Origin of the sequence: Pseudomonas lundensis (genome assembly GCF_002269125.1) — a bacterium.
GTDB classification, from domain to species: domain Bacteria; phylum Pseudomonadota; class Gammaproteobacteria; order Pseudomonadales; family Pseudomonadaceae; genus Aquipseudomonas; species Aquipseudomonas lundensis_A.
In genome coordinates this window covers 1-19,470 of record NZ_NQKI01000024.1, presented here as the reverse complement: position 1 = coordinate 19,470, position 19,470 = coordinate 1, and the positions used below count along the sequence as shown (strand labels likewise).

General features: G+C 58.9%; 21 protein-coding genes. All 21 read left to right on the top strand.

The features are described from left to right. Nucleotides 1-2 precede the first annotated feature (2 nt). The 21 genes from CJF39_RS15180 (at nucleotide 3) to CJF39_RS15080 (ending at nucleotide 19,448) form a co-directional block, all read left to right on the top strand. Nucleotides 3-263, top strand: a complete 261-nt coding sequence (locus tag CJF39_RS15180) for a hypothetical protein (RefSeq protein ID WP_094994154.1) — start codon at nucleotides 3-5, stop codon at nucleotides 261-263. A gap of 121 nt (nucleotides 264-384) precedes the next feature. Then, complete coding sequence (locus CJF39_RS15175; RefSeq protein ID WP_094994153.1) at nucleotides 385-636, top strand: holin; 252 nt, start codon at nucleotides 385-387, stop codon at nucleotides 634-636. Then, nucleotides 633-1,145: a glycoside hydrolase family protein gene (locus tag CJF39_RS15170; RefSeq protein WP_094994152.1), complete on the top strand. Its 513-nt coding sequence runs from the start codon at nucleotides 633-635 to the stop codon at nucleotides 1,143-1,145. Before CJF39_RS15175 ends, CJF39_RS15170 begins: the two co-directional genes overlap by 4 nt. Further along, entirely contained in the window at nucleotides 1,142-1,588 is a 447-nt protein-coding gene (locus tag CJF39_RS23180; protein WP_094994151.1) for a lysis system i-spanin subunit Rz, read from the top strand. Before CJF39_RS15170 ends, CJF39_RS23180 begins: the two co-directional genes overlap by 4 nt. Before the next feature lie 71 nt (nucleotides 1,589-1,659). After that, a complete protein-coding gene (locus CJF39_RS15160) occupies nucleotides 1,660-2,049 on the top strand; it encodes a hypothetical protein (RefSeq protein ID WP_094994150.1) in 390 nt (129 codons plus the stop codon). Between the two features lie 4 nt (nucleotides 2,050-2,053). Then, entirely contained in the window at nucleotides 2,054-2,257 is a 204-nt protein-coding gene (locus tag CJF39_RS15155) for a hypothetical protein (protein WP_070413398.1), read from the top strand. Next, entirely contained in the window at nucleotides 2,254-3,849 is a 1,596-nt protein-coding gene (locus CJF39_RS15150; protein ID WP_170942689.1) for a portal protein, read from the top strand. Before CJF39_RS15155 ends, CJF39_RS15150 begins: the two co-directional genes overlap by 4 nt. Continuing rightward, nucleotides 3,846-4,088 carry a hypothetical protein gene (locus tag CJF39_RS15145; protein ID WP_212555983.1) on the top strand — a complete coding sequence of 81 codons (243 nt, stop codon included), beginning with the start codon at nucleotides 3,846-3,848 and terminating at the stop codon, nucleotides 4,086-4,088. Before CJF39_RS15150 ends, CJF39_RS15145 begins: the two co-directional genes overlap by 4 nt. 2 nt (nucleotides 4,089-4,090) lie before the next feature. Further along, nucleotides 4,091-4,942 (top strand): hypothetical protein, encoded by an 852-nt coding sequence (locus tag CJF39_RS15140; protein WP_094994148.1) that lies wholly within the window; start codon nucleotides 4,091-4,093, stop codon nucleotides 4,940-4,942. Nucleotides 4,943-5,139: 197 nt separating this feature from the next. Then, nucleotides 5,140-6,006: a phage capsid protein gene (locus tag CJF39_RS15135; RefSeq protein ID WP_153381657.1), complete on the top strand. Its 867-nt coding sequence runs from the start codon at nucleotides 5,140-5,142 to the stop codon at nucleotides 6,004-6,006. A gap of 44 nt (nucleotides 6,007-6,050) precedes the next feature. After that, on the top strand, nucleotides 6,051-6,512 hold the full coding sequence (locus tag CJF39_RS15130; protein WP_094994146.1) for a hypothetical protein: 462 nt from the start codon (nucleotides 6,051-6,053) through the stop codon (nucleotides 6,510-6,512). A 73-nt stretch (nucleotides 6,513-6,585) separates the two neighbouring features. Continuing rightward, on the top strand, nucleotides 6,586-7,173 hold the full coding sequence (locus CJF39_RS15125; RefSeq protein WP_228385448.1) for a hypothetical protein: 588 nt from the start codon (nucleotides 6,586-6,588) through the stop codon (nucleotides 7,171-7,173). Continuing rightward, on the top strand, nucleotides 7,173-9,323 hold the full coding sequence (locus CJF39_RS15120) for a hypothetical protein (protein ID WP_094994145.1): 2,151 nt from the start codon (nucleotides 7,173-7,175) through the stop codon (nucleotides 9,321-9,323). Before CJF39_RS15125 ends, CJF39_RS15120 begins: the two co-directional genes overlap by 1 nt. Before the next feature lie 9 nt (nucleotides 9,324-9,332). After that, complete coding sequence (locus tag CJF39_RS15115) at nucleotides 9,333-9,782, top strand: GNAT family N-acetyltransferase (RefSeq protein ID WP_094994144.1); 450 nt, start codon at nucleotides 9,333-9,335, stop codon at nucleotides 9,780-9,782. Next, nucleotides 9,782-10,312, top strand: coding sequence for a hypothetical protein (locus CJF39_RS15110; RefSeq protein ID WP_070413391.1), 531 nt, complete (start codon nucleotides 9,782-9,784; stop codon nucleotides 10,310-10,312). Before CJF39_RS15115 ends, CJF39_RS15110 begins: the two co-directional genes overlap by 1 nt. Continuing rightward, nucleotides 10,312-12,333, top strand: a complete 2,022-nt coding sequence (locus CJF39_RS15105; protein WP_094994143.1) for a hypothetical protein — start codon at nucleotides 10,312-10,314, stop codon at nucleotides 12,331-12,333. Before CJF39_RS15110 ends, CJF39_RS15105 begins: the two co-directional genes overlap by 1 nt. Further along, nucleotides 12,330-14,237: a hypothetical protein gene (locus tag CJF39_RS15100; RefSeq protein WP_094994142.1), complete on the top strand. Its 1,908-nt coding sequence runs from the start codon at nucleotides 12,330-12,332 to the stop codon at nucleotides 14,235-14,237. Before CJF39_RS15105 ends, CJF39_RS15100 begins: the two co-directional genes overlap by 4 nt. Nucleotides 14,238-14,312: 75 nt before the next feature. Continuing rightward, nucleotides 14,313-16,760 carry a hypothetical protein gene (locus CJF39_RS15095; RefSeq protein WP_094994141.1) on the top strand — a complete coding sequence of 816 codons (2,448 nt, stop codon included), beginning with the start codon at nucleotides 14,313-14,315 and terminating at the stop codon, nucleotides 16,758-16,760. Then, entirely contained in the window at nucleotides 16,757-17,092 is a 336-nt protein-coding gene (locus CJF39_RS15090) for a hypothetical protein (RefSeq protein WP_094994140.1), read from the top strand. Before CJF39_RS15095 ends, CJF39_RS15090 begins: the two co-directional genes overlap by 4 nt. Then, nucleotides 17,082-18,695 carry a phage terminase large subunit gene (terL, locus tag CJF39_RS15085; RefSeq protein WP_094994139.1) on the top strand — a complete coding sequence of 538 codons (1,614 nt, stop codon included), beginning with the start codon at nucleotides 17,082-17,084 and terminating at the stop codon, nucleotides 18,693-18,695. The genes CJF39_RS15090 and terL overlap by 11 nt, the downstream gene beginning before the upstream one ends. 24 nt (nucleotides 18,696-18,719) lie before the next feature. Beyond that, nucleotides 18,720-19,448, top strand: coding sequence for a hypothetical protein (locus CJF39_RS15080; protein WP_094994138.1), 729 nt, complete (start codon nucleotides 18,720-18,722; stop codon nucleotides 19,446-19,448). Nucleotides 19,449-19,470: the final 22 nt, after the last annotated feature.

Here is a 19,470-nt window from a genome sequence, read left to right as displayed (position 1 = left end):
CCATGCTTGCCCCGGCAGAGCTTCGCGTTGATTGGTTCACGGTGATTACCGGGATCTTGCGCGCTGGCTATTCCATACAGTCGACAGCTGAGTCGATTGGCGTCCCGCGCTCCACGCTGATTGGTTGGAAGCAGGGCGCAGAGCCTCGTTACACGGAAGGTGAGCGTCTGGTGTCGTTTTGGTGCCAGACCACAGGACGAGAGCGTAAGGCGTTGCCCATGGTCGCTGTAGGCGATTGGTGGGCCTACCACGCCAAAGTTTGAAATAGTCGGGAAACCGACACATCCCCCCGATGATCCTTGCCGTCATCGCAGCCCAGCCACCGCGCTGGGTTTTTTTTTAACCTGGAGGCCCACCATGAAAGCCCCAGTCAGGAGTCACAGCATGGCAAACCCTACTCCGGAAGGAATTATTGAGGCGGTGGGCGCATCTGTTGCCAACAAGGGCATGATGCTTGGGGCCGCTACCGGGGTGGTCGGCTGGCTTTCTCAGGTCAATTGGGTCGGTATCACTGGCGTTGTGGTTGCGGTGCTGGGCTTGGTAATCAGTACCTACTTCCAAATCAGACGGGACCGCCGCGAACATGCGGAAAGCATTGCCCGCATTGAAGCAATCCGCGATCAATGCCAACGATGAACGCCGCACGTCAGCGCATTGCTGTCGCCCTGTTGAGCATGAGCGCCGCAGGTTTTGGCGCGTGGAAACTCAGTGAGGGTTTTACCGACACCGCTGTCATTCCCACCCAAGGCGATGTGCCCACTCTGGGCTACGGGTCGACTCGCTACGAGGATGGCCGTCCCGTGAAGATGGGCGACACCATCACCCCAGCCCGTGCCGAGTTACTGGCTCGCAATCTGAACAGCCAAGCTGAGAAGCAGTTTGCAGCGTCACTGCCGGGCGTGAAGCTGCACCAGGTGGAGTTCGATGTGTACATGGACTTCATCGGCCAGTACGGGATTGGCAACTGGCGCGCGTCATCGATGCGCCGTGATCTACTGGCTGGCAACTACGGCCAAGCCTGCACCGACTTGCTCAAGTACCGCTATGCCGCTGGTTTCGACTGCTCCACGCCGGGCAACAAACGATGCTGGGGCGTCTGGTCTCGTCAACTTGAGCGCCATGCCAAGTGCAAGGATGTGCAATGAAGACACTTGCAGGTCTCTGCGCCGTCCTCGTCATTGGCCTGTTGCTGGCGCTCTGGCGTCTCGATCACGTCAGCACCCGTCTAGATGCCGCAACGAGCCGTGTGGGTGTGCTGGAAGGCGAAGCCAAGGCATACGAGCAGGCCCTAATCGTTCGTGACTCCATCGACCGCCAGTATCAGGAGGCAATCCGCAATGCCGAAGACTCGAAACCTCAACTTGTTGCTGACCTCACTGCTGGCGTTAAGCGCGTGTACGTCCGTGCCGCCTGTGTGCCAGCCCATACCGACGCCACCGGCAGCGCTGATGCAGCCACCCCCGAACTTGCAGCAGATGCTCGACAGGATTATGCCGACCTCGTTGTCGCCAACAAGAAAGTGACCGCGCAAGTGATTGGGCTCCAAGACTTCATCACCAGCAGTTGCAAGCGTAATCCCACCAAATAGTCGGGAACCCGACAGCCCACCCCCTTGATGCTGGCCCTCGTTGATCAACAACCTTCATCGAGGCCTGCACCATGCCAGCTCCAGAGTTCAAGACCCAGATCCCCGGCGAACCTCTCGCCACTACCACGCCCGCCACCAGCACCGGCGCGACCACTCAAACCCCAGTCGTACCGACCTACACCGCCAAGCACAACGGTGGTGGCCGCTGGAAGGTCTGGTACACGCCAACCGAAGGGCATGCGGATTGGTTCAGTGACTTTATCGGTGTCAGCCGAGAAGAAGCCGAAGCCGAAGTCATTCGCCTGACCGAAGGCGGGGCCCCATTGGTGCTTGATCCACTGCGCACGCTCGATGCCAAGCCCGCGTCCCAGGCCACCAGCACCCTAGACGCCACCACGCTTAAGCAGCCCGTCTTGACCGGTGAAGGCTGGTTGTGCCCTGAACCTGTTGTGAAGGGGTAAGACCATGGGAAGCAAGCCAAGCAAGCCGAAAGTGGTTGATGTGCCAGACCCCGCCGTAGAAGCCCAAAAGGCCGCTGACTTGGCGGCACAGAAGGCCAATGAAGAAACCGCCACCCGCAAGAAGCGCAAGGCCGAGAGCAGCCTGCTGTCGTCCGCTGGTGCTGCGGGCAGCGTCCTTGAGAAAGGCAAGAGAACCCTCGGATCATGACCGCCGCCCAGATCGCCAAGACGTTGAGCACCTTGAAGTCGCTGCGCTCGCCGCATGAGTCGGTCTGGCGTGATTGCTTCGACCACAGCTACCCGATTCGGGGGAGTGGCTTTTGCACGGAGCAAATCTCAGCCATGGAAGCGCAGATGCGCAAGGCCCGGATGATTGACGGCACCACCACCGACGCAGCGCGGATTCTGTCGTCCGGGATCATGTCGGGCCTGACCCCGGCGAACTCCCTGTGGTTCGGCATGGATGTGGGGCAAGAGACTGAGGATGAACGCCGTTGGTTGGACGACTCAGCCGACATTCTCTGGCAGAACATCCACGCATCGAACTTCGACGCGGCCGCGTTTGAGGGGTTGATTGATGTGGTGTGCGCCGGTTGGTTTGCCCTGTACATCGATCAGGACAAAGAGAAAGGCGGTTTCACCTTCGACCTGTGGCCCATTGCAAGCGTGTACGCCTCGGCGTCGAAGGCGGGCGGCAAGATTGATACCGTCTACCGCGAATACAAACTCACCGCCGAACAGGCGGTTAATGAGTTTGGCGAAGAAAACCTCAGTGAGAACACCCGCAAGCTGGCCAAGGACAAGCCGCAGGAAATGGTGCGATTCGTTCACGCCATCTATCCGCGCACCACCCACATGGTCGGGGCCAGGCTGGCCAAGAATATGCCGATCGCTTCCTGCAAGGTGGAGGTCGAGGCCAAGAAGCTGGTGAGCGAGTCGGGCTATCACGAAATGCCGGTGGTGGTACCGCGCTGGATGATGATCCCGGACAGCGTGTACGCCGTTGGCCCCGTGTTCGATGCGCTGCCGGATTCGCGCACCCTCAACGAACTGTGCCGCATGGACTTGGCGGCGGGTGATCTGGCCATCGCAGGCATGTGGATCGCTGAAGACGACGGCGTGTTGAACCCGCGCACAATCAAGGTCGGGCCGCGCAAGATCATTGTGGCCAACTCTGTGGACAGCATGAAGCCGTTGCAGAGCGGTTCGAACTTCCAGTACGCCGAGACCAAGATTGCCCGATTGCAGGCTTCAATCCGCAAGATCCTGATGGCCGATCAACTCCAGGCACAGGACGGCCCGGCAATGACTGCCACCGAGGTGCACGTGCGCGTCAACTTGATCAGGCAGTTATTGGGCCCGGTGTATGGGCGCCTGCAAACTGAATACCTGCAACCCATGATCGAGCGCTGTTTTGGTTTGGCCTATCGCGCCGGGATTCTCGGTGCAGCGCCTGAGTCGTTGGCGGGCCGCAACTTCACCGTGCGCTACCTGTCGCCGCTGGCCAGGTCTCAGAAGCTGGAAGAGGTTTCAGCCATCGACCAATTCGTTGCCGGCGCCGCAGCTCTTGCCCCGATTGACCCCACGGTGATGGACAACATCGACATGGACGAGGCCCAGCGCTTCAAGGGCGAAGCTCTGGGCGTGCCGTCCGCTGTCATTCGCAGCAAGGCCGACCGGGACAAGATTCGCGAGGATCGAGCGCAAGCCCAACAAGCCGCTCAGGAACAGGCCCAGCAACAAGCCATGCAACAGCAGGCCGGTGAAGCTGCACTCAAACAACAGGGAACCGCCGCATGAACATGACCCCGGAACAAGTCGACGCCATGTTCAAGCGTGTTTTCGAGGAACACCACGAAGGCCGGATCGTGCTGGAACTGCTGATTCAGCGCTTTGCCCGTAACGCCTGCACGGTGGGCGGCATCGACGCGATTCTCACCACCTACAAACAAGCCGGGAACCGCGAGGTACTCGACCACGTTGTGCTCCGAATTAACCGTGCTAATGGCGTTGAAGACGTCAACGACCAAGAGGAATAACCATGCGTTTCAAGAACAGTTTTATGCGTTTCATGAGCGTTGTACTGATGGCCGAAGCGGGCGAGGGTGGCGAAGGCAATGCGCCGGTCACAGCCCCGTCACCGGCCCCCGCACCGGCTCCAACGGTACTTGGGGGTGCGGCTGGCCAAGACTTCATTCCCGAGAAATACCGAACCAACAAGGAGGATGGCAGCCTTGATCTGGAAGCTTCGTCGCGCAAGGTTGCCGAGGCCTATAAACACCTTGAAACCCGCATGGGTTCAGGGGATGCGCCGCCCAAGAGTCATGAGGAATACGCCCCCAAGATCGAGCTGGAAGGCTTTGATTGGGATGAATTCAAGGCCGACGAGAGCACTCAATCGTTTTTGAAGGGTGCTCATGCCAAGGGTCTGAACAATGACCAGGTCGAGTATGTGATTGGCGAGTACTTGAAAGCCGCGCCGGGCCTGATGGGGGGTGCAGCCGTGTTGACCCAGCAGGATTGCACCGCCGCCCTGAAAGCCGTTTGGGGAGATGAACAATCGATCCGCACCAACGTGTCGGCGTCCTACCGTGCGGCCGAAGCGTTCGCCAGCCAGGGTGATGCCCCGGGCAACTTCAACACCTTGATGGCTAAGTACGGCAACGACCCGGACTTTATTGCGTTCACCGCCAACATCGGCAAGGAACTCAACGAAGACAGCCCCATCAACGGCGGTGTGCAAGTCAGCGAAGCGGATTTTGCAGTGAAGGCCGCCGAGCTGCGCACCCAGCTTGAAGCGTTGCCACAGCACGACCCGAAACGGGCAGGCATCAAGGCCCAGCTCGACGGCATGTACGATCAAAAATACAACAAGCCCAAAACCCGCTTCTGACCCTCGCCGCAAATAGTCGGGAAACCGACACCCTCCATGCACAAACATCGCAGGCATCCCAGCAATGGGCTGGCCTGCGATGGCACGCAGATACCCAGAAAGCCCCGAGGCGCCGCAGAGCCGATGCACGCCAGGAATACCGGCCCGCAACGCGGATACCCGGCAGGCAATCCCTTATCTGCATTGGAGTGCATCTTATGTCCCAACAAATTACCGAGGCGTTTGTTCAGCAATTTGCTGACAACTTCCGCCATCTGGCTCAGCAAATGACCTCGCGCTTTGAAACGCGGGTTTCCATCGAGCCGAACATTGTCGGCATGTCTAAGTCTGTTAACCGCCTAGGTCAACGTACTGCGCAGCGCCGCACCCAGCGACACGCAGACACCCCGATCAATGATCAGCCACACAGCACGCGCTTTGTTGATCTGTTCGACTGGGACGATGGCGACATGATCGACGACCAGGACAAGATCCGTATGTTGGTTGACCCAACTTCGGACTACGTCAAGGCAATGGTTGCAGCACTCAATCGTGCGAAAGACGACGTGATCATCGCCTCAATGGGCGGCAGCTCGCGCTCGACCACCGGCAACGTCATCTTGCCAGTTGCCCAGAAAATTGCTGTGGGCGGCACTGGCTTGACCAAGGCAAAGATCATTCAGGCCCGCAAAATATTCCGCCGCAACGAAGCGGACAACCACAACGGTGAAGAGCTGTTCATCACCTACACGGCTGCTGCGGCTGCCGACATTCTCGCGGACGCTACCTTGACCAGCGCTGACTACATGGCCGGCAAGTTCCTGCAGGAAGGCGATGTGGAGGGTAAGTGGATGGGCTTTACCTGGATTCCATCTGAGCGCACCCCATACGACGGTGCTACCCGTCGACTGTATGCCTGGGCCAAGTCTGGCGTAACGCTTGGTAAAGGCGCCGATATCACCACCAAGGTTGGCGAGGATCCAGGTAAGGGCTTCAACGTCCGGATCTATGCCAAGCAGTCCATCGGTGCTGTACGGACTGAGGAAGAGAAGGTGGTTGAAATCGCTGTAACTGAGGCCGCGTAAGCGGCTTTGACGTTTCCCCTCAGTCCAGATTTAGGAGCCACACCATGGCAACCGTAAACGCATTCGTAGCCGCAGCCCGTGCGGCGCTCCCACAGCAGTTGGTTAAGCCCAATCTGCAAGGGGCTGACATTCAGATTTTGGTCAGCACTTACACCGTTCCTGCTGGTGGCGTTGCCATCGGCGACAAAATCTCCTGGGGCTTTATCCCATTCGGTGCTCGCCTGATGCCTGGCACCAAGTTGTACTTCGGGGGTGGCGCTGCGTCCTCAACCATCAACCTAGGCGATCCGGTTTCGCAGGCTCGCTACCTCGCTGCCACATCGGTTGCTGCTGCTGGTAACGCTGTGGCTGAGGCTCAGTTTGCAAACGGTGGACTGTTTGAAGTGGCCGTGGCCCAACAAGGCTTGGCCACTGACCAAAGTGAACTGCTCTCCACTGTTGCAGGTGCAGCGTTGCAGCCAGGCCAAGTGATCACGTTGGTTGCCCAGTACGCCGGTCAAAACTGATTCGTGGCGGCCATGGATGGCATTAACCGACCGGGGCCGCGTGCCCCGGTCTTTGTATCTGGAGGTTTTGAGGATGAGCATGGCCACCGGTGTATCTATCTGTTCCAACGCGCTGCTGATGCTGGGCTCGCAAACCATCAACGACTTTGCTGACCAGTTGAACCTTGACCGGGCCAAGCTCTGCGCCAACTTGTACCCGACTATTCGCGATGACATGTTGCGCGCCCATCCGTGGAACTGCGCAATCAAGCGGGCAGTGCTGGCACCCGATGCCGTAGCGCCTGCGTTCGGTTACAGCCATTCATTTGAACTGCCGGCCGACTTCCTGCGCGTGCTGGAAGTGGGCAGCCGTAATGCCCAGATCGACTACCTGGTCGAAGGCCGAACCCTGCAAGCCAACACCACCGTGCTGGAGCTGCGCTATGTGTTCCGCAACGAAGTGGAAAACACATGGGATGCCGGTCTGGTAAAGCTGCTGACACTGGCCATGGCTGCCGCGTTGGCGTACCCCGTCACCCAATCATCCGCGCTGCAACAGTCCTTTGAGCAGAAGCTTGAAATGGCGCTCAAGCGTGCCCGCGCTGTCGATGGCCAAGAAGATCCGCCGCAGACCTTGGGTGACGAACGCTTGCTGCGTGCGCGATTCGGAGGTGGCTTTTAATGCCTCGCCTGACGCTGATACAGACCAACTTCACCGCCGGTGAGGTATCCCCGCGCATGCTGGGCCGTGTCGATATTGCCCGGTACCAGAACGGTGCGGAGGTGATCGAAAACGCTTGGCCAGTGATCCATGGCGGTTGTTTGCGCCGTGACGGAACCCTGATGTGTGCAGCCGCCAAATACCCTGACAAGAAGTGTCGGTTGATCCCCTACGTATTCAACGCCTCACAGGCCTACATGATCGAGTTCGGGGATTTGTACGTGCGGATCTTTTTTGCCAACGGGGTCTACAGCGGCATTGAGTTGGCCAGCCCCTACAGCCACGACCTGCTTGACCGCATGGACTATGTGCAGGGTGCCGACACCATGTTCATTTTCAACAGCAAGGTGCCGGTTGGCAGGTTGCGGCGCATCACTCACACAGAGTGGAGCCTTGCCCCGGCGCCGTTTGTGACCAAGCCTTTTGACGAAAAAGGTATCGACTTCCTGACCTCGATCACGCTCAGCGATCCAACCGTGGGGGCAGGGCGTTCGGCAACGGCGGTCGAAGCCGCATTCCTGGCCGCCGATGTGGGCCGTGAAATCTGGTCAGGCGGCGGCATTGCCCGCATTTCTGCCGTCACCAGTGCAACCGTGGCCACCGTTGAGGTATTGAACGCATTCAGTGCAGCAACGCGGCCCACCTGGTCGTTAAAAGGTTCGCCGCAAACCACCAACACACTGAGTGCGGCCACACCTGTCGGGGGCTCTGTCAGCATGACCTTGGGCATTGCTGGCTGGCGCCCCAACGATATTGGCAAGTTCGTCAAAATCAACGGCGGCTTGCTTGAAGTCAGTACCTACACCAGTTCCACCGTGGCCTCGGGCATCATTCGTTCGGCGCCTACATCGGCGGTGGCATCACCGGCGAATGCTTGGTCGCTTGAGGCGTCTGTCTGGAACGATATCGACGGCTATCCGGGCGCGGGCACTTTGTACGAGCAACGCCTTGCCTTGGGTGGCTCGCCCAATTTTCCGCAAACCATCTGGGAGTCGCGCACCGGGGAGTACCTGAACTTCGAGTTGGGCACCAAGGACGATGACGCTATCTCGTACAACCTGTCCTCGGATCAGATCAACCCGATATTGCACATTGGCCAGATCAACGCCCTGATCCCGCTGACCTACGGCGGTGAATTCACCGTCAGCGGCGGGGTAGAGAAGGCCATTACCCCGACCAACATTCGCGCCAAGAACCCATCCGTTTACGGTTGCAACCGCGTGCGCCCGGTACGCATCGGCAATGAGCTGTATTTCGTTCAGCGTGCGAACCGTAAGTTGCGGGCAATGGCCTACAAATACGACTCCGACACCTTTGGCTCGCCTGACATGTCGGTGTTGTCCGAACACGCCACCAAGTCTGGCATTGTCGATATGGCCTATCAGCAAGAGCCTGAATCCATTCTGTACATGGTTCGGGCTGACGGCGTGATGGCCACCATGACGGTGGATCGTGATCAAGACGTCATCGGTTGGGCGCGTCAGGTCACCGATGGCGCCTTTGAATCAGCGGCATCCATCCCGAGTGAAAACGGGGATCAAGTGTGGGTTGTGGTTCGCCGAACCATCAACGGTCAAAACGTGCGTTACATCGAGCGATTCGCCGCTGATGTGCGTGTCGATTCCGGGGTCAATGCATCCAGCGCTGACGGCCAGACCGTATGGGGCGGCCTGAATCACCTTGAAGGGAAAATGGTCGACATCGTGGCGGATGGCGTTGTGATGCAACAGCAACTCGTCACTGCTGGCCAAGTCAGCATTCCGCGCAAGGCCTACACCACGTCCATTGGCCTCAACTTCAAAACCCGAATCAAAACACTGACCCCTGAAGTCGCCGGTAACACAGGCAGCGTGCAGGGCAACAGCATGCGTATCGGCGAAGTCACCTTGCGATTCCTCGAAACCATCGGCTGCAAGATCAATGGCCAAACCGTCGCGTTCCGCAATCTGGGCGTGCAGGTGCTTGACCATCCCCCTGTGTTGTTTACCGGCGTTCACCGCATGGAGAACCTGGGGTGGGACCGTGGCCAAGCCTCACTGGAAATCACTCAGGACCAACCGCTGCCGTTCCATCTGCTGTGCGTCATCAAAAAAGCCACGTTCAACGATTGAGGTAACACCATGATCAGATCAGCCAAACACTCAGACGTACCCCGGCTTATCGAGCTGGGCACGTTACTGCATGCCACCAGCAGCTATTCCACCATGGCGTTCAACGCGGACAAATCGGGCAGCTTCCTGCACGAGCTGATCAATGGCCCGAGCGGGGTGGTGTTTGTGGCAGAGGTCAATGGTCTTGTGGTCGGCGGCATGGCTGGGGCGGTCGTTGATCAATGGTTTAACGATGACCTGGTGGCCTACGACTATTCCCTGTTCATTGAGCCCAACAAGCGTCATGGCGTTACCGCTATCCGCCTGATCAGGGCGTTTGAGGCATGGGCGCGTATGAAGGGGGCCAAGCATATTCAAATGGGCATCGGCACCGGCGTAAACGTCGAGGGTACGTCACGGTTGTATCAATCGTTGGGGCTTGAACTGTTCGCGCCCCTGTTTCAAAAGGAGCTTATCTAATGGCTGCCGGCGCTGCGTTTATGGCTGCATATGGTGGGTACGTTGCAGCGGCTGCGGCAGTCGCAGGCACGGCGTACTCGGTTTACTCGGGCAATCAGTCGGCCAAACAGGCCAGTCTTAACGCGGATGCTCAATCAGAGCAGGCGCAAAAAGACGCAGACGCTGCTGCAAGCGCATCTGCCGTACAGGCTGACCGCATACGTCGCCTTGCGCGCAATCAGTCCAGTGAGGCCAATGCGGCGCTCGCGGCGTCCGGCATTGAGACCGGGGCCGGTACCGCCATCAACATCAATGAAGAGATCATCGGCAATGCCGAAGAAGATGCGGCGTTGACCATTTTCAACGGGCAAAACCAAAAGGCCCGTGGTTATGTTGATGCCAGCAATTACAAACTCAGCGGCAGCCAGGCGCGGGCGGCGGCAAACTCGCAGGCCGTGGGCAGCGTGTTGAATACCGGTTCGTCTTTGGCCATGTCAGGCTGGAAGGCCTCGGCCAATGGCACGGCGCCGAGAGCAGGAGGTAACGGCTAATGGCACAGATTCCCCTGGGTAACTTTGGCCGGGTCAACGTCCAGCAAGACGTCGTGCAGAACCGCGTCATTACCCCCGACCCCAGCTTGCAGAACCGTGGCGCCCAGCAAGTGGCCAGCACGCTGGTCAATGCCGGGCTTAGCATCCTTGATGAGCGAACCAAAGAAGATCAGGCACTTGCCCGCGTAAAAGCCAGCAACGCGCTGATCGATCGTGAATCACAGGTCAAGACCATTGCGCTGGATCTGGATGAGCAGATGCGCACCGGTACGCTGAGCTATGAAAAGTCAGAGGAGGCCTACAACACGGCCGTGGCGCAGCTCGAACCCCTGCAAACCCCCGGACTTAACGAGGCGCAGCAGGGTGACATTGGCAATTCGTTAAAGCGCATCCAGTTAGGTGGGCTGGACAGCGTGCGCGCCGCCTCGGCCAAGGGGCGCATTCTTTCGGCTCAAAGCGATCTGTTGTCGCGCATGGATATGTTGGGCAAGGATGCCGCTATGCCGGGCGCCAACGTCGAACAGATCAATGCGCGGATGGATGCCGAAGACATCGATACAGCTGGGCGCTTGGCGTTCGGCGAAGGGTGGGCCAGCAAGAAACAAGACTTCAAAGACGGCAACTGGACTACGCATGCCACCCAGCGCGTTATTGAGTCGCGTGAAAGCTTGGCCAGCCTGCAAAAGGTCGAGCACGACCTCACCGCCGAAGACGGCTTTTACGCCAAAAAGCTTGACCCACAGAAGCGTAACCAACTGCTGAACACCGTCAGTGGTCGAATCTTTCAGGTAAAGGAACACCAGCAGCGTCAGGCCGAAATGCGGGAAATGAAGGCTGAACGGGTGCTCAGTCAGATGGACAAGCAGGCTACCACCGGCATACCGCCGACACCCGCCGACCAGCAGCGTTGGAAGTCGGCTTTGTCGGGCACGTCCGCAGCCGGGGAATTCAACACCCGCATGCATGAAATGACCGAAGTGCAGAGCCTATTGCGTGCGCCTCTGGCAGAGCAGCAACAGTACATCGACCGCAAGCGTCAGCAGATGGTCAGCCAGGGCGCTAGCGTGACCGAGCAGGCCAATGTCACGCGCCTGCAAAGTGCAGTCGACAACAACACCAAAATGCTGCGTGAGCATCCGCTCACGTTTAACGCCCTCCGAACCGGTGCTGATGTGGCGCCGCTCGACGTGTCGGGGGTGATGACCCCCGAAGGCCAACAGAAGCTGGGCGAGCAGATTGCCGAACGCTTCGATGTGGTCAATGCCGTGCGCAAGGCTTATGGGCCGGAGGTGGCGCGAAACCCGTGGAAGCCCGAAGAACAGACGATGTTGAGTGCTTTGATGACCCAGGCCGATGACGGCACCAAGTTGCAACTGTTGGGGGCCATCGCAAGTTCAGCGCCATCCGGTGCGGATTATGCCGCCGCCATCAAGCCGCTGGCAGCGGACCAGCCCATTACGATCTTGGCCGGCATGGCCCAGCTCCGTGGGCTCAAGGGAGATGATGGCACCGATGTGCCCAAGACATTACTGGCCGGTGCCAGGGTGTTGACGGACAAATCAACGCCGATGCCCAAGGACGCCATGTTTCGCGAAGCCTTCGATAAAGCCGTGGGTAATGCCTTGGTACCGGGTACGCCGCAGCGTGAACAGGCGTATCTGGCTTACAAATCCTTGTACGCGGGCATGTCCGGGCCGAAGGGTATCAAGCATGACGGCCCATCACCCGAGCTGGACAGTGATCTGGCTGAACAGGCTGTCAACATGGCCACAGGTGGTGTTGGCGAACATGGCGGAGAAAAGGTCATCAAACCCTACGGCCTGAGTGACAAGGTCTTCAGCAAGATCGTGGACATTGAATTGCAGGGTTTGGCTGAGCGCAGCCAATTCCCCATTAGCCAGCTTGAAGACATGCCGCTGTCGCCGGTACCAGGTAAAGAGGGTTCGTATTACCTGATGAATGCGGGCAGGGTGCAAGTTGATCCGGCGACCCATCAACCCATGGTGGTGAAAGTCAAATGAGCTGGTTAGACGGATTGGTCGAAGACAATGAGGCACTAAGCCAGGATCAGCGCCTTGATCGTACAAGCGACAAACCTAAACCCGGATTCTTCACAGGCGCCCTTGATGTGGTTGGCCCCGGCCTGCTGCGCGGTGGCATCGAGGCCGTGCGCACGGCCCAATCGGCGGCGCTTCAACTGGGGAGCCTTGGGATCGAGTCCGACCTTGCTATCGGGGCGTCCTATTTTCCCGAATCCGAGCAAGGCCAGATCGAAGCACAGCAACAATTCAGAGAGTCGCAAGCTCAAGAAATCGGCGAGAGCACGGCTGAATCCGTGATGAGCCTGCGGCCCGACCGGACTGAGGTTGGTATTGCTGGCCAGATCATCGGTGAAGCTATGGCAATCCTGCCGCGCACAGTCGTGGGGGCTGTGCTGGGCGGGCCTTTGGGTGGTGCGGCGGCTGCCGGTGGGCCTGCGGGTTATTCGCGCAAGCAGGTATCGATGGCGGAAGGAATCGACGAAAGCACCGCAACATGGCTGGGCTTGACTGAGGGCGTTGTGACGGGCGTTGGCGCTGCTATTCCAATGGCAGGCTTTGCAAAATCGTTAGTCGGTGACGCGGCGCTGGCGGTTGGCGCGAACGTTGGTCTAGGGATGGCTCACCGTGGTGTTTCCGCAGAGTTTCTTGAGTCCGGTGGCTATCATGCCCAAGCCGCGCAATACCGGGTGATGGATAGAACGGCCATTGCAACTGACGCAATCCTTGGGTTGGGCTTCTTTGGAATTGGCCGGGCGACCCTGCGCCGGCCAACAACCGATCAGATTGATGCTGCCCTTGCGGATCGCAACGCTCAGCATGCTGATATCGACACCGCACCCGGTTTACCGGTAGATCCACGATCTGCGGTTGCCCACCAAGATGCATTGCGCGCGGCGATTGAATCGATCAACCGCGGCGAGCCGGTGGTGCTGCCGGACAACATTCAGTCGGCCAGCTTCTTGCGGGCCGGTGATGAGTCACACGTCATTGCCCCAAGCCGAGAACACGCCCTGGTCAACGCTCGCGAAGAACTGCTGCCGGTGATTCGGGCCGAGGCTGAACACGCTGCAACCGGCAGTCTGCCCAACGTGCGCGATGTGCGTGCAGAGTTGGCCACCGTCAGCAAGACCCTGGATGACTTGGATACCACCTTCCGTGACCGCGCCAAAGCGTTTCAAGGACAAGGCCTTGGCCGTAAAAAAGCCGAACAATCCGCACGTGCTGCCATAGCGCAAGAGCGTGCACAGCTATCGGGTCGACAGTCCGAACTGAATGACAGCCTGTCCGGCAATCGAAACGCAGAACAGGCTCGCGCAGACCTCAACGCCCTGGAACGTGGCGAACTGCCGACGCGTTTCGATGAACGCCTTAACTCACGAGCAGACGAGATCATTCAAGGCTTCCAACGCAAGCCGCTGGCGGCAGGAGTCGCAGCAGCCAAGCAACCGCTGACCCCGCGTCAGATCAATGAACGTGCCGCTCGTGAAGAAATTGATTCCCTGGTGCGAGAGCATGAAGCCACCTTGCCCCGTGAGCCGGTAGCAACCCGCGCACCGAAACCCGGCTTACCACTCAGTGGTAAACCAGCAGCACCAAAAATTGCCAACCCAGATAAACCGGGCCCCGCAGTGGTAAACAACACTGGTAAACCTGCTGGTGATGGTAAGTCCGCCGCTCGCGCCGAACCTGCCGAACTCCAGCTGTTACGTGGTGCTGTGGCCCGAAACCCCGAGGCCATGGTGCGCACGGGCTATGACGCAGACGGCAACGCCACCAGCGCTCGAGCGGATCAGGTACTTGCCGAGATCGAAGCTGAACATGCGGCTGGCATTCGTGAAGCCTCTTCCTACACGGCGGCCATTGGTTGCCTGCTGCGTCTGTGACCTCACCCCAAATAGTCGGGAAACCGTCTACCGCCACCTCATAGGCTTGCTTCCATTCCCACTGGAGGCAAGCCCATGGCGATGCGCGCTGATTGCATCAAAGAAGTTGAACAGGCCATTGGCCGTCCGCTCAAAAAGGCCGAGGCCCAAGTGATCGAGGACAAGATCAGCTTTCACATCCGCGACCTTGCTCGCACCGATCCCGCCAAATTCAACGCCATGACCGAGCAACAGCGCCAGTTGGCCGCTGCTCAGGCCGCTATGGCCGATCACTTAGCCAGCGTTGACAAGGCAGCGCAGCGCAAGGGACAGAACTTGCTGGCGCAAACCCGCGAGCTGGCCAACCAAGAGACCCGAGCTGCGGTCATTGGGGGTAAGCAGCCTTTTACCTCTGCTTTGTTCGAGCGCCTGCGCCAGGTGGACAGCCGTATCAAGGGTGAGCGCAACCGGGCGTTTGGTTCGATCATGGAAACCATCGATGCGGCCGCCCCCAAGTTCTTGGGCATGATCACCAACAAGGCCGCAGAGCGGGACTTTGTGCATGAGGTGTTCGGTCGCGACACGGGCAACCAGCTAGCCGCGAAGGGTGCCAAGGTATGGCGGGAGCAGATGGACGCCATCCGTGAACGGCAGAACGCCGCTGGCGCGAACATTGGGCGACTCGACTATGGATGGCTACCGCAGCCCCACAGCCTGGTGAAGGTGCGGGCTGCAACACCGGACGCTTGGGCGGGATTTGTGCTGAACAGGCTGGACAGGAAACGCTATCTGAACGAAGACGGTACGCAGATGAATGATGCAGCGGTGACCGACTTTCTGCTGGCTGCGCACGAAACCTTGAAAACAGATGGCCTGAACAAGATGACGCCGGGGGCTGCGGGTGGCACCAGTCGCGCCGCCAAGCACGACGATGCCCACCGGCAAATTCACTTCAAAGACGGTGACGCATACCTGGAGTACATGCGCGACTTTGGGCCTACCTCTGTGTTTGAAGCGATGCAGGGCTCTGTGCATGCCCAGATCAAAGACACCGTCATGATCGAGCAGCTTGGCCCCAACTCAGCGCAAACCTATCGCCTGTTGCTTGACACCGCCAAAATCAAAGACGGGAAGGGCGACGGCTTCTTCTCCGGTACCGAATTTGGTGCCACTCCGGACATGGTGTGGAACGTACTCAACGGCAGCTTGGGCGTGCCCGTGAATGCCCGCTTTGCCGAGTTCAATCAGGGTATCCGCAACTTCATGGTGGCGGCCAAGTTGCAGGCCACCTTGATTGCTTCTGTCATCGGCGATGTTCAGTCGCTGGCCATTACCAGCGCCTACCATGGCCTACCCATTGGCAAAACCCTTGTGAGCGCGCTCAAGAGTGTTTCCAAGGACTACCGCGCTGAGGCTTCGCGCATGGCCATTGGGATGGACAGCATCACCTCGGACATGGTCACGTTCCACACCGACAACCTGTCAGCCGGTTGGACTTCCAAGCTGGCCAACGCCACGATGAAAGTCACGCTGCTGGAGGGCTGGACAACCGCAATGCGCCGGGGATTTTCGGTTGAAATCATGTCGCGCATGGCCAGCGACACCCGTAGCGCTTGGGGTTCAGACCCGAAGCTACAGGCACGTCTGGAGCGATATGGCATCCATCAGGATGACTGGGCCGTGTGGCAATCGGCAGCCCCTGAAAACTGGCGTGGTCAGAACATGCTCACTCCTGAATCCATCGCGGGCCTGCAAGGGTTTAGCGCCAAACAAAAGAACGATGCCATCGGCAAACTGTTGGGCTACATCCAGAACGAAGCCGAATTCACCTCAATCCTGCCTGGCCTGATGACCCGAGCAACCCTGCGTCAAGGTACACAGTCCGGCAGCATCGGTGGCGAGTCATTGCGTCACCTGACCCTGTTTAAATCCTTTGGCGTGGCCATGTTCGAGCGTCACTGGAAACGCGCCTCACAGATCGAATCCACCGCTGGCAAGCTGGCCTATTCCGCCTCTGTCTTCACGGGTTTATTGATGGCTGGCGCCATGACCAACCAGCTTATGGACATCATGAATGGCCGTGATCCGCGCAACATTAACGACCCCAAATTTTGGGTGCAGGCAGCTTTGCGCGGGGGTGGCGTAGGCATATTTGGCGACATACTGAATACCGGTCTTGGTGGTGATAACCGGGGCGGTCAATCCAACCTTACCGGCCTGCTCGGCCCGGTGTACGGCACCGCTGCCGATGTGGGCTTGACGGTGGGCAGCGTCTTCAAAAAGGGTACTGAACCTCAAGACGTCGGTGCAAACCTGCTTCGCCTCGGTTACCAGAACACCCCGTTCATTCGCAGCTGGTACACCAAGGCCGCTTTTGAACATGCCGTGTTCCATGACATGCAAGAGCTGCTGTCACCCGGCTACCTGCGCCGTATGAAACGCCGCGCACAAAAGGACTTCGGGCAATCGTTCTGGTGGGAACCGGGCGAAGCCATGCCCGATCGTGCGCCAAACCTTGGGGCGACTGTGGGGGTTAAGCGATGAGACTGGATCAAATCGCCCGCCTGCAGGAATTGTCCGTGGGCCTGGCTGACGTGGTGATCAACGAGGCCGATCCGTCAACGTGGCCAGGCGCAGGCAAAGCGGCGTCTGACTTGACGCAGGAAGAGCGCGGCAACCGCTATTGGTCGAAGAAGAACGCAGCGGCGTCCATGACCCTATTGGTCAAAGTCATGAACATCACCAGCACGCTGACCAAGGACAAAGATCCATCCCTTAATGATGAGGAAAAGGAGCTGGATCAAGAAGTCGCACAGGCCGAACGTCAGGCCCTGGCGCTGCTTGAGCGTGTAAGTAAGGGCACCAATGTCCACTAAGGTCTCGCTGCTGGTCTTCTTCCTGATGTGGGCCAAGCGCATGCGTTGGGCGGTACCGGACATACACGTGCGGGCCTGCTACTGGCTGGAGCACCGTGGAAACCTCGCGGTGTTGCGCTGTTTCCGTGGGTTCGGCAAATCCACGCTGCTTGCGGTCTACAACGCATGGCGGTACTACTGCGACCCGACCTACCGAATCCTGCACCAGTCAGAGTCTGATCCCACCGCCTACAAGACCAGCCGCGACACACAGAATGTCATCCGCAACCACCCGCTGACGCGCCACCTGCTGCCCCACAACCAAGGCACGGTGGAACAGTGGTGGGTATTGGGGGCAGTCGACAGCCGCAACGGCAGCATGTTCGCCAAAGGCATCCTGTCCAACGTCACCTCGGCCCGTGCAGACGAGTGCCAGAACGATGACGTAGAAGTGCCGCGTAACATTGGCACGCCCGAGGCGCGGGAGAAAATGCGCTACCGCTTGGGCGAACAGATCCACATCATGGTGCCCGGCGCCCGGCAATTGTTCATTGGTACGCCTCACACCCACGACAGCCTCTACGACGAAGTAGAGGGCTTGGGCGCTGACTGCCTGACCATCCGCATGTTCGCCCAGGAACACCGGATAGACGATGCCAAGCTCAACGCCTACGACCTGCCTTTTGTTCCGGACGTGGTGTTTTCAGGTATCGGCAAGCACGCCCGGTTATTGGCATTGGGTGTCGATTATCAACTGACGAAAAGCGGGATCGCGTTCTTCACGCCTCCACAAACGCTCGTGGACTGCTACGCCGGCAGCGCATGGCCGGAGCGTTTTAACGCTGCCGAACTGGCCGACCGTCGCAAGAAAACCCGCACCATCAACGAATGGGATTCGCAGTATCAGCTCCACTCGAAACCCGTGACGGAGGTTCGTCTGGACCCGGAACGCATCATCCCCTACGACGTCCAGCCCACACTGCGCCACGCCAACAATGCGGTGGCCATGTTCTTGGGCGCAACGCAGATAGTCGGCGCGGTGGCCTACTGGGACTGTTCGCTGGGCAAGATCAAATCAGATGCCTCAGCATTCACCCTGCTGCTGACCGACGCCCGCGGGCAACTCTACTGGCACGTCGCCGAAGGCTTGACCGGCGAACTGGCCGAGTTCGACGACAAAGGGCGGATCATCGGTGGCCAAGTGCACCAGGTGCGAGAGCTTGTCGTTAAATTTCAAATCACCCGAGTGGTTGTTGAAACCAACGGGCCGGGGGGCTTCGTCCCGAACATCCTCAAGCAAGCCTTGAAGGGCACCGGCTGCGGGGTAGGGGAAGAGTACTCGAGCACCAACAAACAGAAACGCATCCTTGATGCCTTTGAATCGCCCTTGTCAGCCCGCTTCTTGTGGGCACACGTCGACGTACTGCGCGGCCCGCTGTGGGACCAGATGCGCAACTTCAACCCGGCATTGACCAATCAGGCCGACGACTACCTCGACTCAGGCGCTGGCGCCATCAGCCAAACCCCCGTACGCATTGGCCGAATAGTCGGGAAACCGACAGAGGCCCGGCGTGACGATTGGCGTCCAGATGCGGGCGTCCATGAAGTTCAAGTGGACTACTAGCCCGCCACCACCAAGGGGCAGACCATGGCAGTTCCAGAAGGACCCACCGACAAGCGTTACACCGGCAACGGTGTGACAAAGATATTCACCATTCCCTTCTTGCTGCTGGCCGCGACAGACCTAGACGTATACATCGACGGTATCGAGATCAGTTCCGGGTTCGCCATCACTAATGTGGGGAACCCCACCAGCACCATCACTTTTACGGTGGCGCCAGTCGATCAGGCTGATATCTACCTACAACTCAACGTGCCGTTTGAGCGGCTGAATGACTACCAGGAGAATGGCGACTTCCTGTCCTCGACTGTAAACCGCGACTTCGACAGGATCTGGCAGGCGCTTAAACAGCTCTTTCGCTGGAGCACACGCTCGTTGCGGTTGGGTAATTTCGACGTGGACGGGGCAGGGTGGTACAGAGCGAAGGGGAATGGGATTCAGGATTTGAAAGACCCTGTAGAGGCTCAGGATGCGTCAACCAAGGTTTGGACGCAGCGCTATGTTGGGGACGTGGTGGGGGGGATGACTGGTAATCCCAACTTGGCGTCTAACGTCTTTTATCGGGGACCTGATGGTCTTCCCTACACAGTTCAAGACATGTCAGGGCCCGAGGGCGCAAAGCTGAATGGCTACATGGGTAGGACTGTTTACGGGAAGCTCGTTGAAAGTGTGAGTGTTACGGACTTCGGAGCTGATCGTTTTGATCTTGCCCAGCAACCGTGGACACAGTTTCAAGCACTCATCCGGGCCTCGTAGGCTTGCGGGCTGATGTGCCCCA